The organism is Rubripirellula tenax, from assembly GCF_007860125.1.
In the GTDB taxonomy this organism is placed as follows: Bacteria; Planctomycetota; Planctomycetia; order Pirellulales; family Pirellulaceae; genus Rubripirellula; species Rubripirellula tenax.
This window is the reverse complement of the sequence record NZ_SJPW01000003.1, coordinates 91,152-108,649: the sequence shown is the minus strand read 5'-3', so window position 1 is coordinate 108,649 and position 17,498 is coordinate 91,152. Positions and strand designations below refer to the sequence as shown.

11 protein-coding genes are annotated in these 17,498 nt (G+C 53.7%); all 11 read left to right on the top strand.

What is annotated here, in order from left to right; genetic code table 11:
• Nucleotides 1-2 precede the first annotated feature (2 nt).
• The 11 genes from Poly51_RS11335 to Poly51_RS11290 all read left to right on the top strand — a co-directional run bounded on the left by Poly51_RS11335 (nucleotide 3) and on the right by Poly51_RS11290 (nucleotide 17,470).
• Nucleotides 3-1,775 (top strand): sulfatase family protein, encoded by a 1,773-nt coding sequence (locus tag Poly51_RS11335; RefSeq protein ID WP_222435837.1) that lies wholly within the window; start codon nucleotides 3-5, stop codon nucleotides 1,773-1,775.
• A gap of 356 nt (nucleotides 1,776-2,131) precedes the next feature.
• Nucleotides 2,132-3,601 (top strand): sulfatase-like hydrolase/transferase, encoded by a 1,470-nt coding sequence (locus tag Poly51_RS11330; RefSeq protein ID WP_146457526.1) that lies wholly within the window; start codon nucleotides 2,132-2,134, stop codon nucleotides 3,599-3,601.
• Nucleotides 3,602-3,733: 132 nt separating this feature from the next.
• A complete protein-coding gene (locus Poly51_RS11325) occupies nucleotides 3,734-5,308 on the top strand; it encodes a sulfatase (RefSeq protein ID WP_315853670.1) in 1,575 nt (524 codons plus the stop codon).
• A gap of 730 nt (nucleotides 5,309-6,038) precedes the next feature.
• Nucleotides 6,039-6,599: an RNA polymerase sigma factor gene (locus tag Poly51_RS11320; protein WP_146457520.1), complete on the top strand. Its 561-nt coding sequence runs from the start codon at nucleotides 6,039-6,041 to the stop codon at nucleotides 6,597-6,599.
• Nucleotides 6,592-8,166 (top strand): LamG-like jellyroll fold domain-containing protein, encoded by a 1,575-nt coding sequence (locus Poly51_RS11315; RefSeq protein ID WP_146457518.1) that lies wholly within the window; start codon nucleotides 6,592-6,594, stop codon nucleotides 8,164-8,166. Before Poly51_RS11320 ends, Poly51_RS11315 begins: the two co-directional genes overlap by 8 nt.
• A 226-nt stretch (nucleotides 8,167-8,392) precedes the next feature.
• Nucleotides 8,393-9,910, top strand: a complete 1,518-nt coding sequence (locus Poly51_RS11310; RefSeq protein ID WP_246114500.1) for a sulfatase-like hydrolase/transferase — start codon at nucleotides 8,393-8,395, stop codon at nucleotides 9,908-9,910.
• Nucleotides 9,911-10,037: 127 nt separating this feature from the next.
• Entirely contained in the window at nucleotides 10,038-11,654 is a 1,617-nt protein-coding gene (locus tag Poly51_RS11305; RefSeq protein WP_146457516.1) for an arylsulfatase, read from the top strand.
• The gene (locus tag Poly51_RS30995) at nucleotides 11,651-12,589 is read left to right on the top strand and encodes a sulfatase-like hydrolase/transferase (protein WP_222435836.1); all 939 of its coding nucleotides are present in this window, start codon (nucleotides 11,651-11,653) and stop codon (nucleotides 12,587-12,589) included. Before Poly51_RS11305 ends, Poly51_RS30995 begins: the two co-directional genes overlap by 4 nt.
• A complete protein-coding gene (locus Poly51_RS31580; protein ID WP_261344119.1) occupies nucleotides 12,487-13,197 on the top strand; it encodes a sulfatase-like hydrolase/transferase in 711 nt (236 codons plus the stop codon). The genes Poly51_RS30995 and Poly51_RS31580 overlap by 103 nt, the downstream gene beginning before the upstream one ends.
• Before the next feature lie 99 nt (nucleotides 13,198-13,296).
• Nucleotides 13,297-15,696, top strand: a complete 2,400-nt coding sequence (locus Poly51_RS11295) for a hypothetical protein (protein ID WP_146457514.1) — start codon at nucleotides 13,297-13,299, stop codon at nucleotides 15,694-15,696.
• A 298-nt stretch (nucleotides 15,697-15,994) separates the two neighbouring features.
• Nucleotides 15,995-17,470, top strand: coding sequence for an arylsulfatase (locus Poly51_RS11290; protein WP_315853665.1), 1,476 nt, complete (start codon nucleotides 15,995-15,997; stop codon nucleotides 17,468-17,470).
• The last annotated feature ends 28 nt before the right edge of the window (nucleotides 17,471-17,498 follow it).

Below are 17,498 nucleotides of genomic sequence, written 5' to 3'. Positions count from 1 at the left end.
CAATGCAAAAAATTATGCCCCAAGTCTTCACAATCGCCTTACTGTCTCTCGTCTTCAATTGGCAGTCTGCGTTGGCCGACGAACGTCCTAACATCATCATGTTTCTGATCGACGATCAGAATCCATCGAGCATCGCCGCGTTTGGGGGCGATACGTACACACCCAATCTCGACCGCATGGCAGAGGAAGGAATGAAGTTCACTCGCGCCTACGTCAGCAGCTCGGTTTGTACTCCATCTCGATACACCTTCCTGACCGGTCGGTTTGCTGGTAACTCGCATAGCAAACTTTACGCGGAAGCGGTCGGCGGCAAAGAGAATCAGGGGCTTCCCAATTTCAATGTCGCACTGGAACGCGACAAAATGAACGTTGGAAATGTTCTCCGTGAAGCCGGATATACCACCGGATTCGTTGGGAAATTTCACCTCACTTCAGATTTGGATTTTCCGGAGTTCTACAAAGGCAAAAACAAATGGATCAACATTCCCAAAGACGCGAGTCCTGGGCCTGAAGCATCGGCTCAGTTCAAACACAACGAACGCTGGATGCGTCGTTACCTCCAAACGCTGGGCTTTTCCTGGGCGAAGAACGTCTACCCGGAAAACGTGCGGAAGCCCTATTCCACGCACAACCCAGAGTGGACGACGGTGGCAGCTCTGGAATTCATCGAAGAGAACAAGGACGGCCCCTTTTATCTTCATCTTTGCAGCACCCTGCTGCACGGGCCGGATAAGTCCTGGCGAAAATCCATGGATCAGCGGCTCATCACCGGAGAGGGGGAAGCCCGAAGTCTTCCAGAGGTCATGACACCTCGCGCAGAGCTTCTCAAAACAATCACTGAAAAAGGTTTCGATCCCGACAGCCATGTGGCTGGTGAAGCGTGGATCGACGATTCGCTCGGGGCGATTCTCCGGAAGCTTAAAGAACTCGGAATCGATGACAACACCCTGGTGATTTTCGCGCCGGATCACGGTCGCGACGGCAAGGCATCCGTCTTTTCACACGGTAGTTGTCAAGTGCCCATGATCATGCGTTGGCCAAAAGGAATTGCCGCAGGGCAGGCGTGTGAAGAACTCGTGCAGAATATCGACCTCGTACCGACTTTCTTCGACCTGGGTAAAGCGGAGAAACCGAAGTCTTACCGGATCGATGGACAGAGCCTCACTCCTCTTTTGAAAAACGGAAAAGCCAAGGATTGGCGGAATCATCTTTATCTCGAAATGGGAGCTGCGCGGGCAACGGTCACGAAAGACTGGTCCTACATTGCCGTTCGCTACACCAAAGAACAGATCGCTGCCATTAAGAGAGCCGCGCCACAAAACCTACCGAGAGCCATGTCCTACATTGGACGTTTGGGAATCGGAGTTAGAGGGGCAGATCGCCCCGGTTTCTTTGACGAAGATCAACTCTACCACCTGAAGAGGGATCCGAAAGAAATGAAAAACCTGGCTTATAACGAAGATCAGGCCACTCGCAGAAAAGAGATGCGATATCTCATGCAACAAGACCTCGAAGTTATTGGTCGCCCTTTTGGAGAGTTCATTCCCGGAGGGAACGCCGCTGAACCCAGCCAGATCGACAAGCAGATCGAAATCGTCAAACAACTCGAAATCAAGGGCAAAACAGTAACGGTGCCACAAGCGTTGAAGGAAGATCTGGGAGTTACCGATGAACCAAGTCCCGACGACAAAGCGAGAAAAAAAGCGAAACGCGAAGCGCGCAAAAAGGCTCGCGAGGAAGCCAAATCAAACGATCAGAAAAACTCGGATAGATAATCCGATGAAATTTCCTTTCACTCTGTTTCTTCTGAGCCTGTCCTGAAGTTGTTCGCATGACGCAAGACTATCGGTTCACGCAGTGGCAATCCTGGTCAGCGCCTTTTCGGTTCTCGCCCGGAATGCCCAGGCTCAGAGTAACACCAAGGGGCCAGTGATTCTAAGTGCTCGCTGCCTCACGATGGCTTGATTGATTCCTATTCCCGCCGCGAGATGCCTGGCGAGAACGACTTCGTAGCAATTGCGACGAACTCTTACAAATGGAACGTTACATCGCGAGTTTCTCCGCTATTTACAACAAGGGGAATGAGCCCCTTTGACACGATCCACACCGGCACATCTCGGATGATAGCAGAATGAAGAAACTATTTTTTCCCATCGTTCTGGCAACGATCGCATTTGTCTCTTCCGATTTCGCGAGGGCGGAAAGACCCAACATTGTCGTCATCCTCACTGACGATCAGGGCTATGCGGACATCAGCCTGAATTCGCTGCATCCGAAGGAAGTGTCGACGCCGCATATGGACGCCCTCGCCAAAGATGGCGTTGTGTTCTCGCAGGGCTACACCAGCGGACATGTTTGCTCACCGACTCGCGCCGGAATCATGATCGGCGGGTATCAGCAACGCGTCGGTGTATACAGCGCCGGTGACGGCGGTCGCGGCTTTGATCCCAGGAAGACGATCTTTCCGGGATTCTTGCCGGATGAGTATGTGACAACGGCGATCGGCAAGTGGCATCTGGGTCTGGACGATGACTATCCAGAACTGAAATGGCATGCGATGAGCCGCGGTTTCGATGAGTGCTACAAGTTCATGGGCCGTGGCGGACACAGCTATTTCAATTTGAGAAGTGACACGGATGGTAAGTTTTCCGGCGCGATCTATCGCAACAAAGAACGAATCAACGACGAAGGATATCTTACGAATCGGCTGAGCGAGGAAGCGGTGGCTTTCATTGACCGCAACAAGACCAACCCGTTCTTTCTGTACCTCGCATACAACGCAGTCCACGCTCCGGCCGAAGCACCGGAGGCCGATATCAAAGCCTATCAAGCCAGGTTTCCCGGCATCAGCAAAGAACGTGCGATCCTGATGGCGATGCTGAAACACCTTGATGATGGCGTGGGCAGGGTGGTGGGAAAACTGAAACAAGAAGGCATCTTCGACAACACACTGCTGTTTTTCTTGACGGACAATGGCGGCTCGAAGGCGATGAGTGCCGATAACTCGCCGCTGCGGGGATTCAAGCAATCGCTCGACGAAGGCGGTATTCGGACACCTTTCATCGTCAGTTGGCCCAAAAAGTTCGACGGTGGGCGAACGGTCGACACGCCCGTGATTTCGTTTGACATCCTGCCCACGGCACTTGATGCCATCGGAAACATCCCACCCGAAAACGACTTCGATGGCAAGAGTTTGTTGCCACTATTGACAGGGGCAACGAAAGCTCATCACGACACGCTGTACTGGAGCAAAGGACCAGACGATGAATGGGCGGTTCGACGCGGCGACTGGAAATTGCATCGGACGAAAGACACGGTGGAGCTGATCGACTTGGGCACGGATGAATCCGAAACGAAAAACCTTGCCGAGAGCGAACGCGAGAAAGTGCAAGAACTTAACGAGGCTTACGACAAGTGGATTGCGACGATGGCGGCACCGATCACCGGCGCATCTCAGGGGAAAGCGAAGCCGTCCGCTGCCAAGTTGGAATCCTCCGGATCGACTGAGCGTGAAATCGAGCGAGCAAAGATTCGCGAGCAACGACGGCAGGCAAGACTGAAGGCGAAGAAGGCAGCGACAGAGAAGAATGAACGCGAATAGCCCCTCTCACTCTCAGGGCGTCTGAGAGCCGCAAGGCGCTAGCCGCGGGTAAAACGCTTGGGAAAACCGGCGGCTAGCGCCTTGCCGCTTACATTCTCAGACGGTTCCGGACAAGCTGCTAGCCGGCTTTCGATGCGCGTATGCGTGTTCCTTGCCGCATGTTATCGCAAATCGAATTGCGAACACTTTTGCGAAAAACATACTCAACCTACAGGAAACCTGATGAACCTTCCGAATCGCATCCTCGTTGGGCTGGCTCTATTTTGCTCATCGCAACTGTCGGTCGCGCTTGGCAAACAGCCGAACGTCTTGTTCATCGTCTGCGATGACCTGAACACGCACGTTTCGACCTCGGGTTACCCGCATATTCAAACACCAGCATTCGATGAACTCGCTGCCGCGGGAATGACATTTCGCCGAGCTTATTGCCAGTACCCGGTCTGCGGACCGTCGCGGGCTTCATTCCTGCACGGACTGTACCCTCAGTCGACCGGCATCCTCGACAACAAGTCCGACATCCGCGAGGTGCGTCCGGGAACGATTTCGATGCCACAGCGATTCAAGGAATCCGGCTACTGGACGGGCGCGGTCGGCAAAGTCTTTCACAACGAGAAGGTCGACCCCGGCGAATTCGCATGGCATCAGATGCTTCGATTCGAAAATGACGAGATGCCAATGGTCACGCGCATTCGGAAAGAGTTTGAGGCAGAGCATGGTTCGATCGAATCAGGTAAGGCTCGAAAATTATGGCGCGAGTTCTATCCCACGATCGCTCCCCAAACTCGGGGTCAGCAACCGGGCTACGGTCCAACAGGCTTGCAGGATGAGCAGCACAAGGATGGCAAGAACGCAAGGCAAATCGGTGCCTGGCTGGAAAACAAGGTTCACGGTGACAAGCCGTTCTTCATGGCCTGCGGTATACAAAAACCACACGTTCCGTTCCTTGCGCCCGACCAGTATTTTGACATGTACCCAAAGGCAGAATTGCAGTTCACGCCCGCGTCACTGGAGTTCTGGAACACCGTCCCAAAAATCGCACAGACGAAACGCCATGAAGGATTCGGTTTTACGTTCGCCGAGGAGAACGATGCCCTGCGACGCGACTATATGCAGGCTTATCACGCCTGCATTTCATTCATCGACGCGCAGATCGGAATTGTTTTCGATGCACTTCAAGAAAGCGGCCACTGGGACGATACGATCGTTGTTCTGACTTCGGATCACGGCTATCTGCTCGGCGAGAAATTCATGTGGGGCAAGGTCATGTTGTTCGAGACCTGCGATCGAGTTCCATTGGTGATTCGTGTTCCCCAGTCAGTGACGAAAGTCGCGACAGATCCTGGATCGCAGACCGAAGGGTTGGTGGAGTTGATTGACTTATTCCCAACTCTTGCCGAACTCTGCGGCGTAGAGCCGCCGCCCGAACTCCAGGGGCAAAGCCTGTCGCAGCTGATTCGAGACCCGGCTGCGAGTGGCAAAGATTTTGCCTACACGGTGGTCACGCGCGGTCCCACACTCGGCAAAGCCATCCGAACGCAGCGGTATCGTTACACGAGGTGGCCGAGGGGAGAAGAATTATACGACCTGTCCGCTGATCCAGGAGAAGAGCGAAATCTAGCTAGCTCAGTTGGACATATTGCCACGCTCAATAGGATGCGAGCAGTTCTGGATCGTACTGAAATCAGAGCCAAGGAGGCGAGCAATTGACGATGACGGTTCCGGTTGGCCCAAAAAAATACAAACTGGCCGATCCCTTTGACGGAAACAGCCCCAAAGTACTGACGAATAGCGATTCGGTTCGGATAGCCGACCAGAAGCTCCCCGAGGCGGTCGCTATCCGAACCGGGGGTTTATCGAGCTAGGTGCCTTTCGTACCAAGAGGTTACGTCGATTGCCTTGCATCGAAATGTTCAAGTGGAACTCCATTTCGGACCAAATTCGGCAAGAAAACGAGTCCGCCAAACCGAAACGCAATCGCATGCGTTTAGCTCATCATTACCAGTCACTACTTGATTCAGGGCAAGTCGAAACTCGTGCCGATTTGGCTCGCTTTCTTAGAGTTAGCAGGGCAAGAGTCACTCAGGTTTTGAACCGGCTGAAAACTGAATAAGCAGGACTATGCGGTACTGGAACGGCAAAATCGACAAACTGATGTGGTTCGAGTACGCCTTCGAAAAGCATCAGAAGTTGCAAACAGGTCACTGATTGAAGAGAACACCGTGAACGGCCAAGACGGCTACGGTACCGAGCATATTCAGATCTTGAAAAGAGCCGAGAACTCGTTGCTTTTTCCACAATAAATGCGTCAGTCGTTCTTCACACGATGCGACTGAGCCTCAAGCCTGTGCGTGATTGAGCCGTCGAGCCCAACGCCGTATTAGTCTTTTCTGAAATTGATTGTGTCATTTGTTGATGCTGGGCACGGTACTCTTATAGCATGAACAATCTTCACCAAACTCGAGCAGCTCAGGACAACGATCTCGAAGTATTCGGGCTACTGGTGGAGGAACACCAAGCAGCGATTCGGGCTTTCTTGGTCTCGCGGATCAATGATCCGTTTGAGGCACACGACTTGGCCCAGAACGTCTTCCTGATCGCGTTTCGCAAGCTGGCGAAGATCGATGCCACCCGTCCCATTCGGCCCTGGCTACTTGGCATCGCGGCAAACGAGATTCGCAATCATCGCCGAAAACGCGGAGACATTCCGGTGGGAAGCCACGCAGAAATCGCTCAGCTCTTGGAGGCGGAAATTGAGTCTGGTAACGCCGACTGGGACGACGGAGCCGTCTTCGAGGCTCTCGATCGGTGCCTCACCAGGTTGGGAGATCGCGCCCGTGAGTTGCTGAGGTTGCGGTACGAAGAGGGAATGGACCTGGTGGAAATTCGATCGGCACTTGGCGGAAAACACTCGACCATCACGATGAAATTGCATCGTCTGCGCGAACAATTGCGGGCTTGCATCGAACGTCAATTGGAAAAGGAGGCAAGCCATGGATAAATCGCGGCGCGATCAGTTTCTCGCCGATTGGCTGGAGGGCAGTTTTGCCGGAGACGGGCCTTCGGAGCCTGAGCTCGCTGAGTTTCTGAATGAATTGAAAAACGATCCCGATTTCCGGAGGGCAGCCTCTCGCGGATTGCTTGTGCGACGCTTTTTGGGCCAGAAGCAGATCCCGTCCGGCGAATTCACTGACGAAGTCCTTGAATCACTTCGCGCCGATTCATCTGAGACTCTTACCAGCGCGGTGATTTCCAACTTGCAAGTGGCGCGACGAAAGCAACGGCGTCTTTTTTGGGGCAGCGTGGGATTGGCTACCACCGCCATGTTGGCTTTCGCCATGCTCTCGGCATTCGATTCCAGCCTTGGCAACCGCAACATCCAACGCCCCGGGATTCGCGTCATCGCGGCCGAAGGTGTGGGAACACTCGATACAGAAGCACTCCAGCAAGGCAAGCCGGTTCAGTTGCGCCGAGGTATTCTAGAACTCGATTTGGATGACAAGGCGCGCGTTGTGATCGAAGCGCCCGCGTCGTTCACAGTCGTTTCGCGGCTTCATGTTCGCCTGGATGAAGGACGTTGCTTTGCCGAAATGAAGAAGGGAACGTCCGGTTTGCGGATCGAAACGCCTTCGCGAGATGTGTTTGATCTTGGGACGAAGTTCGCAGTCGAAGTTTCATCCTCCAAAGACATGGAGGTTCATGTCTTTGACGGCACTGTCGAGGTTTCCGACGGCACGGACATAACACGGCTTACCGAAGGTCAGGGCCTTGTCGTTGGGGAATCCGGAGCCCTTTCTCGTTTGTCCGCGGACTCGTCGCGATTCGTTCCGCGGGTTCCTCGATCAGAGTTGAACACACAGCCGCTGCTTCATTGGTCGTTCGATGAAGGGACCGGGGACACGGTGAACGCTACGGGGCGTGATCCGAATCTTGAGCTTGCGACGGGCACCCTTATGACCACGTCTCGCGACGGAGGCGGACCAACGTGGATTTCTGGTGTTGTTGGGCAAGCGCTTTCTTTCGATGGAGAAAGCGGTTGGGTCAACACGCGTCATCCTGGCATTTCCGGAGATCAAGACCGAACGATTGCCTGTTGGGTCAAACTTCCCGATGAAAGACGATCGGCAGTTTCAACCATGATCGGTTGGGGTATGGGGAAAAGAAATCGGGGCATCGAAAAAGCGTGTTTCCTTGAGTCCGCACAATCTCGCCCCGAGCATCCTGGACACTACGGTCGCCTGCGATTGGTCGCCGGCAATCGGACGATGGGGACAACCAATTTGCGAGACGGAAGATGGCATCACGTTGCTGCGGTTGCAATGGCCGGGCAGGATGGCCCAACGATTTTGCTATACGTTGACGGCCAACTTGAGCACGCAGAACGAGATAGCGAGCCGACATCGCTCGACACGACGACCGATCATCGTCTTTCCGAGCCGATTCAATTCGGGCGACACCTATTTTTAGATCGCAGGTTGCTTCGCGGCGCAATCGATGAAGTCTACATATTCGGAGAAGCGCTCTCCGGTGATGAAATACGCCAGCTGATTCAGCCCCTCGCTGAATAGCCAAATCCGCCAACGAAGACGAAAGAAGAGAGCCAAATTGAAGACTCTAGATTTCCGAAACCCGATAAAGCTTGTCGCTGGTGCCTTCTTTGCATTGGCGTTGTCCACCACTTTGCTTCGGGCTGAAACGCCAACGACCCCGCCGGGATCAAAGGTGGCAATCGAAACCGCATCCGGCGCCGATGGCTTTCAAGAACGGTCGACAGCGCCGGCAACGGGTAGAAAAATCACGGCGAAGCGACCCAACATCTTGTACATCCTTGCCGATGACCAATCGCCCTTTGATCTAAAAATCTACGATCCAGAGTCGACGCTGGACACGCCGGTGCTGGACCGTCTGGCCGCGGAGGGTTTAGTGATCGAAGGGGCCCATCAGATGGGGGCCTGGTGTGGGGGCGTATGCACTCCATCACGCCACATGATCATGTCCGGCCGCACGCTTTGGCATGTTCCGGATAAATCAAAAAACGGTCGGAATCCGATCGCTTCGGATCCAGCTCATGTGCCACCCGACCTTGCCGAGCATACCATGGCGGCGGTTTTCAACGCTGCGGGGTATGACACAATGCGAACCTGCAAGCGGGGGAATAGTTACGCAGCTGCGAATGCGAAGTTTACGGTGGTTCATGACTCCACCAAGCGAAGAGCAAGGGATGAGTCCGGCAGCGGATGGCACGCGAAGCAGGTACTTACCTATCTGGACCAGCGCGCCGCTTCCAAAGTTCAAGATCCATTTCTGATCTATTACGGGTTTTCGCATCCTCACGATACGCGAGACGGGAAGTCCGAGTTGCTGGCTAAATATGGCGCGGTGAATCATCGGGACGAAAACAGTCTCCCGCAGTCCAATCCAAAGCAGCCGAAGCTTCCAGCAAACTACCTCCCCAAACACCCGTTCAACAACACGGATATGGAGGTGCGCGATGAGGTCAACGTCAGCGGAGTCTGGACCAATCGTGATGAGCGCACCATTCGCAATGAACTAGGCCGCGAGTTTGCCTGTAGCGAAAACATTGACATCCAGATCGGTGCCGTCTTAGACAAACTTAAGCAGATGGGCGAACTGGAGAATACCTATATCTTCTACACGTCCGACCACGGAATGGCGATCGGCAGGCATGGACTGCAAGGCAAACAGAACCTTTACGAACACACCTTCCGTGTCCCCTACATCGTGAAAGGTCCCGGCATCGAGGCGGGATCTCGTGTCGTGGGTAATATTTATCACTTCGACATACTCGCGACCCTGTGCGATCTCGCCGGGATCGAAGCGCCGAAGACCAGCGAAGGCATTAGCTTTCGACCGGTTCTTGAGGGCAAGAAGGATAGGGTGCGCGATGTGCTTTATGGGGCGTATTGCGGTGGTGCCAAACCCGGAATGCGCTGTGTCAAAAAGGGCGATTGGAAACTGATCCGCTATGAATCGACCCAAGACGGTGTCAATGAAACTCAACTCTTCAACCTGGCCGAGAACCCTGATGAACTGTTGGCTGAACACCACGATCCAAAGGTGATTGCATTAACCCAGTGCTCGCCGAATCCGAAGCAGACCAATCTGGCAGATGATCCGGCCTACGCTGAAAAGCTCAAGGAGATGGAGCAAATTCTACTCGACCAGATGCGAAATCACTTTGATCCCTATCGCTTCTCCAATCAGCCCGACGACCAGTTGCCGCCCGTGGCAGAGCCGAAAAGTATCGGTCGCAAAAGGAAGCCCAAGAAGCGGTCCAACAGAGGCAACTGAAATGGAACAGCGTCTCTTCGTTACGTCCATCGCCAGCAGCTGTTGAGCTTGCAGGGCATCGCAAGGGCTGTCTTCCAGCGGAAACGAGAGGCCCGATTACGACCGTGTTTCGCATGGAGATCAACCAATGAAAAGTCTTATCTGCCTTGTCCTGTTGTTAAGTTCTTCGGGCGTGCTCTTCGCCCAAGAGCGATCGAGCACAAAACCTAACATCATCTACATCATGACCGATGACCAGGGTTACCCTGTTGTCGGTGCGCATGGTCATCCATGGATACGGACGCCGCACTTGGACAAGATGTATGCTCAGTCGATCCGTTTTGACCGCTTTATGATGGGATCGACTTGTGCCCCGAGTCGGGCCGGTATTATGACCGGTGTGCATTCGATCAAGAACGGAGTCACGCATACGATCTATGAACGTGAGCGATTGAACCTGAAATCCGTCACGATCCCACAGGTATTGAAGCCGGCCGGTTACACGTCGGGCTATTTCGGAAAATGGCACCTGGGCGATGAGACGCCGTATCAGCCAGAGAACCGTGGGTTCGACGAGGTGTTTATTCACGGCGCTGGCGGCATTGGCCAAAAATACCCGGGTTCCTGCGCGGATGTGCCTGGCAACACCTATTTCGACCCGGTGATCAAACACAACGGTACCTTTGTGAAGACTCATGGCTACTGCACGGACGTCTTCTTCAAAGCGACCCTGGGCTGGATTCAGTCGGTCAAGGATTCCGGCAAGCCCTTTTTTGCCTATCTATCGACGAATGCTCCGCACAGCCCGTTCATCGCACCGCCTGAATATCAAAAGCATTTTGAGGATCTAGGTTTCAATAAATCTGCCGCAGGCTTCTATGGAATGGTCGAGCATGTCGACCACTCGATGGGGCAAATGTTTCAACAGCTGGACGCATGGGGCTTGCTGGACAACACGATCATCATCTTTACCTCCGACAACGGCACGACCACCAAGGGGTGCGGGCTGAGCGGTAAAGCGGGGCGCCCGCCGGTAAAACTCGGCACCGATGCTAAGGGCAATCGCATGATGTCCTACAACGCAGGGATGAAGGGTCTCAAGGGAACGGTGGAAGAAGGCGGTGTCCGGGTTCCATTCTTTGTCCGTTGGGATGGCGTGATTAAAGAAGGTCGCACGGTGGACGCGGCCGTTAGCTATCTCGACATTCTTCCGACTCTGGCGGATTTTGCGGGAGCAGAGCTTTCTTCCACTCAGCCATTTGAAGGTAGAAGCCTGAAACCGCTGATGCTGGAAGAAGATCCGGTTTGGGAGGATCGTTTTCTGTTTCAACACGTCACGCGTTGGAATCACGGGGACAGTCCTGACAATTGGAAGTGGAAGAACTACTCCGTGCGCAGCCAGCGTTTCCGGCTTGTCGTCGACGCGTTATACGACATGGAAAAAGATCCCGGGCAGCACAACGATGTGGCCGCAGAACACCCCAAGCTCGTGTCGGAAATGAAGAATGCCTACGAGCAATTCTGGGATGAAGCTCGCCCGTTGATGATTAACGATGGCGTGCCTCTGGCAAAGAAACGCCCATACCAAGTCGATTACAACGCTCAGAAAAAGAGCACCGGCATTCCTGACTGGGACGCCCCCGCCTTTCCGTGGGAAGAGTCTTACACCGGCGAGCCAACCGGAATCGGAAAATCAGAGTCACGAAACAATAGAGAAGAGAACAACAAATCGAAAAGACAGAAAAAGCGAGAACAGGATTCATGAAAACAGCAATGATCAGCAATGTCGCTACCAGTATATCCCTCGCATCAATTGCTCTTGCGATGTTTGCTTCGTTTGCGGTTGGCGCACCGACCAAACCCAATGTCATCTTCGTATTCGCTGATGACTTGGGCTACGGCGAAGTGCAGGCACTCAACCCACAGCGTGGGCTGATTCCTACGCCCCATCTGAATCAGTTGGCGGCGGAAGGCATGGTGTTTACGGACGCACATACCACATCCGCCGTATGCAGCCCGTCTCGATATGGATTACTGACCGGACGATACTGCTGGCGAACTCGATTGCAATTCGGCGTCGCTACAGGCGGCAAGCCGTGTCTGATCGCTCCGGATCGGATGACGTTGGGGCATCTTTTTCAAGATCAGGGATATCACACCGCGATCTTCGGGAAGTGGCACTTGGATTATCAATATGACACCTCGACCGCGCCCAAAGGAGCAACCGCTAGAAAGAAGTCAAAGACACTCTACCTTTCGGGTATCCCGATCGGTACGCGCGTCGTCGATGGTCCGTTGACGCGTGGATTTGATCACTTCTTCGGTTATCACCACGGTCGTTCGATGAGCAGCTTCGTTGAAGATGAAACGATCACGAGAGAAATTAAGATCATCGATGTGCTACCCGAACTCACGCAATCCGTGACAGATTACATTGACGCAAAGGCAGCGGATGCCAGAGCCGGGAAACCATTCTTTGTCTACTTTCCCATGAGTTCACCGCACGCCCCCGTGGTTCCGTCCAAGGAGTGGCAGGGGAAGAGCGGCCTGGGCGATCATGGAGATTTCGTGATGCAACCGACGCCTCGGTTGGTGCCATCATCCAGGCCCTGGAACGCAATGGACTTTCTCAAGACACGATCCTTGTCTTCAGTTCGGACAACGGAACCTCAGGGCCTGCGGCGAATATTGAGGACCTGAAAAGCAAGGGCCATTACTCAAGTGCTCACTTCCGCGGCGAGAAAACCGCGATCTGGGATGGCGGTCACCGAGTGCCGTTTATTCTGCGGTGGCCCGCTCAGGTGCAGCCAAAATCGCAGTTCACTCAGTTGATTTCGGTCTCCGATGTGATCGCGACGTTTGCTGAGTTGTTCGGAGTGGAACTCGATGACGACACGGCGGAGGACAGCATCAGTTTTCTTTCAGGCCTCAACGGCAAAGAGGTGCCGAACCCGCGTCAAGCGATCGTGCATCATTCGTCCAGTGGCCGGTTCGCGGTTCGCCAAGGCGACTGGAAACTCTTGCTCGCTCCGGGATCTGGCGGAGCAACCGCCCCGACCGATCCTCAGGCAACCAGCCAGGGACTGCCGGAAATGCAGCTGTACAACATGAAGGACGATGCCAGTGAGACGACGAATCTTGCCACGAAGTATCCGGAAAAAGTCGAAGCACTCGTCGCGTTGCTGAGGAAGTATGTCACCGAGGGCCGCAGCACAGCTGGCACGGCTCAGAAAAATGATACGGACATCGACATCATGAAAACGCATAGGAACCAAAAGAAGGCTCGCGGAAACAGGAATCGGCCATAACGATACCTGAACGCGAAAGAACAAAGCCAAATAGAAACTTTAGCCGTGTCTGGGTTTGCTCATGGAACCTGATCAGACACTCAATCCAGGGAAATGAATATGAAAATAACGAAACACACGATCTCAACTTCATCTCCGCTGTTGCTGTTGTTGGCTATGGCAGTGTCCGCACTGGGAGCCGAAGTCATCCCTTTGCGTCCGAATGATGTGACGACGATGGTCACCGGGCGGGCCACTCGCAATCTAGGAAGCTCAGGCAAGGCGACAAGGTTTACTCTGTCGTCAGACACTGTCACTTGGACCGTAAGTGCACCGCAGGCGGACGACTATGCCGTCAGTGTGATCTATATGGATCCACCGAAGCAGATGGTTGAAGTTCGTTGCGGGTCGTCGACTGTCACGGCTCCTGCTCTGGTTCGGACGTGGCCGGAGAAGCCGTTGTTTATGCGGCAGGAACTGCCCGGCGTGCTGCACCTGAAAAAGGGAGAGAATCAAATCCAGTTCCGACTGCCCGAGCTTGAGCCAGACAAGCCGGCTAAGGAATTTGTCCTCTGGTCCATCGAACTGGGCACGCCCGCCGCCCGCAAAGCGCAACTGGAGCGGGCGAAAGAGATTCGCGGTGACGCGTCGTGGATGATCGCAGGGAAATACGGACTGTTCGTGCATTGGTCATCGGCGGGCTATGCCTTGAACGGAAATCAACCGCGCAGCAAGTGGCACGAAAAAGCGGTCGATCTGTTCGACGTGAAGGTGTTTGCCGATGCCGTGGAGCGCACGGGGGCGGCGTGGGTGGTCTTCACCGCCATCCACGCTGGGACGGATTGGGCGGGACCCAACGAGGCTTTGGAGAAGATTCGACCGGGTAGCACCACGAAACGCGATCTCATCGGCGAAATCATTACGGAGCTCGATCAGCGTGGCATTCGCACCCTGCTCTATATGAACGCCGAATTTGCCAGGAAACCAGATCCGGCTAAATCCGGGAACATCGCGGTCGGTGTCACGACTCAATATGGCGACGACGTCGAAGCCGTTCTGCGCGATGCCAGTCTGCGCTACGGGAAGAAGCTCGCTGGTGTTGGTTACATTGATGGCGGCATGAAAAAAATCTACCCGCAAGATCCGCCGTGGGAACGTTGGGTGCGAGCCATCAAGGCTGGCAACCCAGATGCGGTTGCGGGATTCAGTTCCAACCGTGGCCCGATCGTCAGCCCGTTTAGCGAACTCGCCGTGACCGACGGAGGCCGCCAACTCTCGCAACCCGAACCGACGGCCATTGGCCCCGGTCGGCAGTTGGGCGATGTGACACCCACGTGGTGGTGTGCAATGGACAGTTGGATTGTCAAAGGGCCAATGAACGGGAAAATTGGCGATGGCCCCAAGTTCCCTGCAGAGCAATATGTGGATTATTTCAAGCAGATGGCGGCGGCGAAAATTCCGGTGACGATCAACCTGGCCATCACCGCCGACGTGACTGCGGACCATCCGATCTTTCATCCTGACTGCATGGCGATCATGGAAGACGTCCGCAAAGCCATTCGAGGAAAATCTGCCGATTCCAATACCCCTACCATTCAATCGTTTGTCGTTGAGGAGAGAATGCAAGGCGAAGCGGGCGTTGGGCAAGTAGTTCTTGAAGTCGATGTTCCCCAAGATACAAATTACCAAGTTCAATTCAAAATTGTTGAGGGCAAGGGGACTATCACATCTCATGGTAATTGGGCGGTCTTTACAGATGCTGGCCCTGGGCAATACGTCTTTGAAGCGATCGTAACTGATGCGCAAGGCGCGATTGCAACCGCCTCTGCTTCCTATGAGATTGTGGATGTCGATGCATCAAAGATGTATTTCGATAAGGCCACTTGGATAAAGGCTACCGGTAAAAAGACGTATAGTTTTGTAACGAGAGATCCATCGTTACCTGATGTCCTCATAATCGGAGATTCGATTTCAGTTGGCTACACTAGGGCCGTCCGAACATATCTCGATGGCATCGCAAATGTATATAGAATTCCAGAAAACGGGGGTGATACCCAGAAGGCATTAAACAGAATGCATAAGTGGCTGGCCGGGCATCCATGGGATGTCATTTCTTTTAATAGCGGTTTGCACGATCTTAAATACACTCTCGATGGAAAAATAAATAACAATGGTACGCAGGTAAGGTCTGTAACAGAATACAAAACGAATTTAGAGAAGGAGATTGAACTCTTGGTGCGATCAGGCGCCACTCTACTATGGACCAATACAACCATCGTGCCCGAAGGTGCAAAAGGGAGAATCGCGGGTGATGAAATAGTCTATAATGACGGCGCTCTAGAGGTGCTTGAAGACTATCCATCGATTGCGGTAAATGATCTCTATACAACATCAAGGAACAACCCCGAAGGTCAACAACCGGCCAATGTGCATTTCACACCGGAGGGGTATGAAATTCTGGGTCGTAAAACTGCTTCAAGTATTGAATCTCTGCTCAAAGCGAGTGATACAGGTCGTTAAAATTATCAAAGGAAAACAATGAACGGAATCAGACCACGTGTTCGAAAAAAGCGGCAATTTAAATGTCCGGCCGGGAACTCTGTGGGCTGGCTAGAAGTCTCCGTAGCGACGAGCACGATTGCACGAGACCGAATCTTGCCAGCGGATCCTGAGCTTGCAGTCACTCTGGGTCGTCAACCACGTAGAGCTTGATCTTGAAGCTGGCCAAGAGAGCTGAGCGAATGAGTTAAAGACAGACGGCAGCTCAGCAACGAGTACAAATACCTTAGCACATGCGACAATCACCAGGGATTCAACAATGATGTCATCGATTGTATTGAGCGTGCGGATCCTCCTTATGTTGCTCGGCTTAGCTGGCCTCGCGGAAGCACAGACCATCAAGGGCAGTCGCCCGAATATCGTGTTGGTCATGACCGACGATCAGGGGATGGGCGATCTTTCTTGTATGGGAAACATAGTCGTCAAGACTCCGCACATCGATCACTTCTATGCAAAGGCAACGCGTTTCACCGACTTTCAAGTCAGCCCGACATGCGCCCCAACCCGAGCCGCACTGATGAGCGGACGTGCTCCGTTTAAGAACGGTGTCACGCATACGATTATGCAACGGGAGCGGATGGCACTAAGTACTTATACGATGCCGCAGGCTTTGCAGAGTGCCGGTTACGAAACGGGGATCTTCGGCAAGTGGCACCTTGGTGACGAGGACGCGTATCTGCCCGGTAGGCGAGGCTTCGACGAAATCCTAATTCATGGCTCCGGAGGAATTGGACAGGTTGCGCTCGGCGATTTCCCGCCCAACAAAGAGAATGTGTACTTCGACAATGTGCTGCTGCACAACGACACGATTGTGCAGACCAGGGGCTTTTGCACTGATCTGTTTTTTCAATCCGCTTTGTCCTGGATCAAGGACCAACATGAATCGGGCAATCCCTACTTCGCTTACATCGCGTTGAACGCTCCGCACGCGCCGCTGGTTGCTCCAGAGAAATATACCGAGCGGTTTTTAGATCTTGGCTGGGACGAAGGAACGGCAGCCCGATACGGTATGATCGAAAACATCGACGACAATTTCGGTCGCTTGATGGAAAGCCTTGGCCAGTGGGACGCACTCAACAACACACTTGTCATTTTCATGACCGACAACGGGGCAACTCGTTTGAACGGCAAGTTGAACGGCAAGCGGGTCAAGCATTTCAACGCGAACCTGAAGGGCGGCAAGAATTCGCCCTACGAAGGTGGTTCGCACGTGCCAGCATTCTGGTATTGGAAAGGCGTGTTGGGTGAAGGGGGCGATGTCGACGCGCTGACCGCCCACATCGATTTGTACCCGACGTTTTGCGATCTGACTGGCGCAAAGTTGCCTGACGATGCACAGATGCTTGACGGGCGGTCGCTTGTCCCTTTGCTGAAAGATCCCAAGACAGCATGGGCCGATCGCGAGTTGTTCTTCCATTGTGGTCGTTGGCCGACGGGTGATCAGATTGAGTTCAAATTCCAAAAGTGTGCGGTGCGGACCGATCGGTGGCGCTTCGTTAATAATTCAGAGTTGTACGACATCGCCGCCGATCCAGGCGAGAGGACGAATGTCGTTGATTCGAATCCTGAAGTCGTTGGCAAATTGCGCAAGTCATACGACGCTTGGTGGGTGTCATTGACTCCGCTGTTGGTCAATGAAAACTTGCCCAAGGTCAAACCGGATGATCAGCCAATGGCGATCCGCTATCACAAGCAACTCGAAGAAAAGGGAATCCCTGAATGGTCACCTAAATGATTCTGAACGCCGTGCAGATCTTGAAAGG

Coding starts and splice junctions, on each gene's coding strand:
- Poly51_RS11330 (WP_146457526.1), top strand. CDS start 2,132: ATGAAGAAACTATTTTTTCCCATCGTTCTGGCAACGATCGCATTTGTC.
- Poly51_RS11325 (WP_315853670.1), top strand. CDS start 3,734: ATGCGCGTATGCGTGTTCCTTGCCGCATGTTATCGCAAATCGAATTGC.
- Poly51_RS11305 (WP_146457516.1), top strand. CDS start 10,038: ATGAAAAGTCTTATCTGCCTTGTCCTGTTGTTAAGTTCTTCGGGCGTG.
- Poly51_RS11320 (WP_146457520.1), top strand. CDS start 6,039: ATGAACAATCTTCACCAAACTCGAGCAGCTCAGGACAACGATCTCGAA.
- Poly51_RS11315 (WP_146457518.1), top strand. CDS start 6,592: ATGGATAAATCGCGGCGCGATCAGTTTCTCGCCGATTGGCTGGAGGGC.
- Poly51_RS11295 (WP_146457514.1), top strand. CDS start 13,297: ATGAAAATAACGAAACACACGATCTCAACTTCATCTCCGCTGTTGCTG.
- Poly51_RS11290 (WP_315853665.1), top strand. CDS start 15,995: ATGATGTCATCGATTGTATTGAGCGTGCGGATCCTCCTTATGTTGCTC.
- Poly51_RS11335 (WP_222435837.1), top strand. CDS start 3: ATGCAAAAAATTATGCCCCAAGTCTTCACAATCGCCTTACTGTCTCTC.
- Poly51_RS30995 (WP_222435836.1), top strand. CDS start 11,651: ATGAAAACAGCAATGATCAGCAATGTCGCTACCAGTATATCCCTCGCA.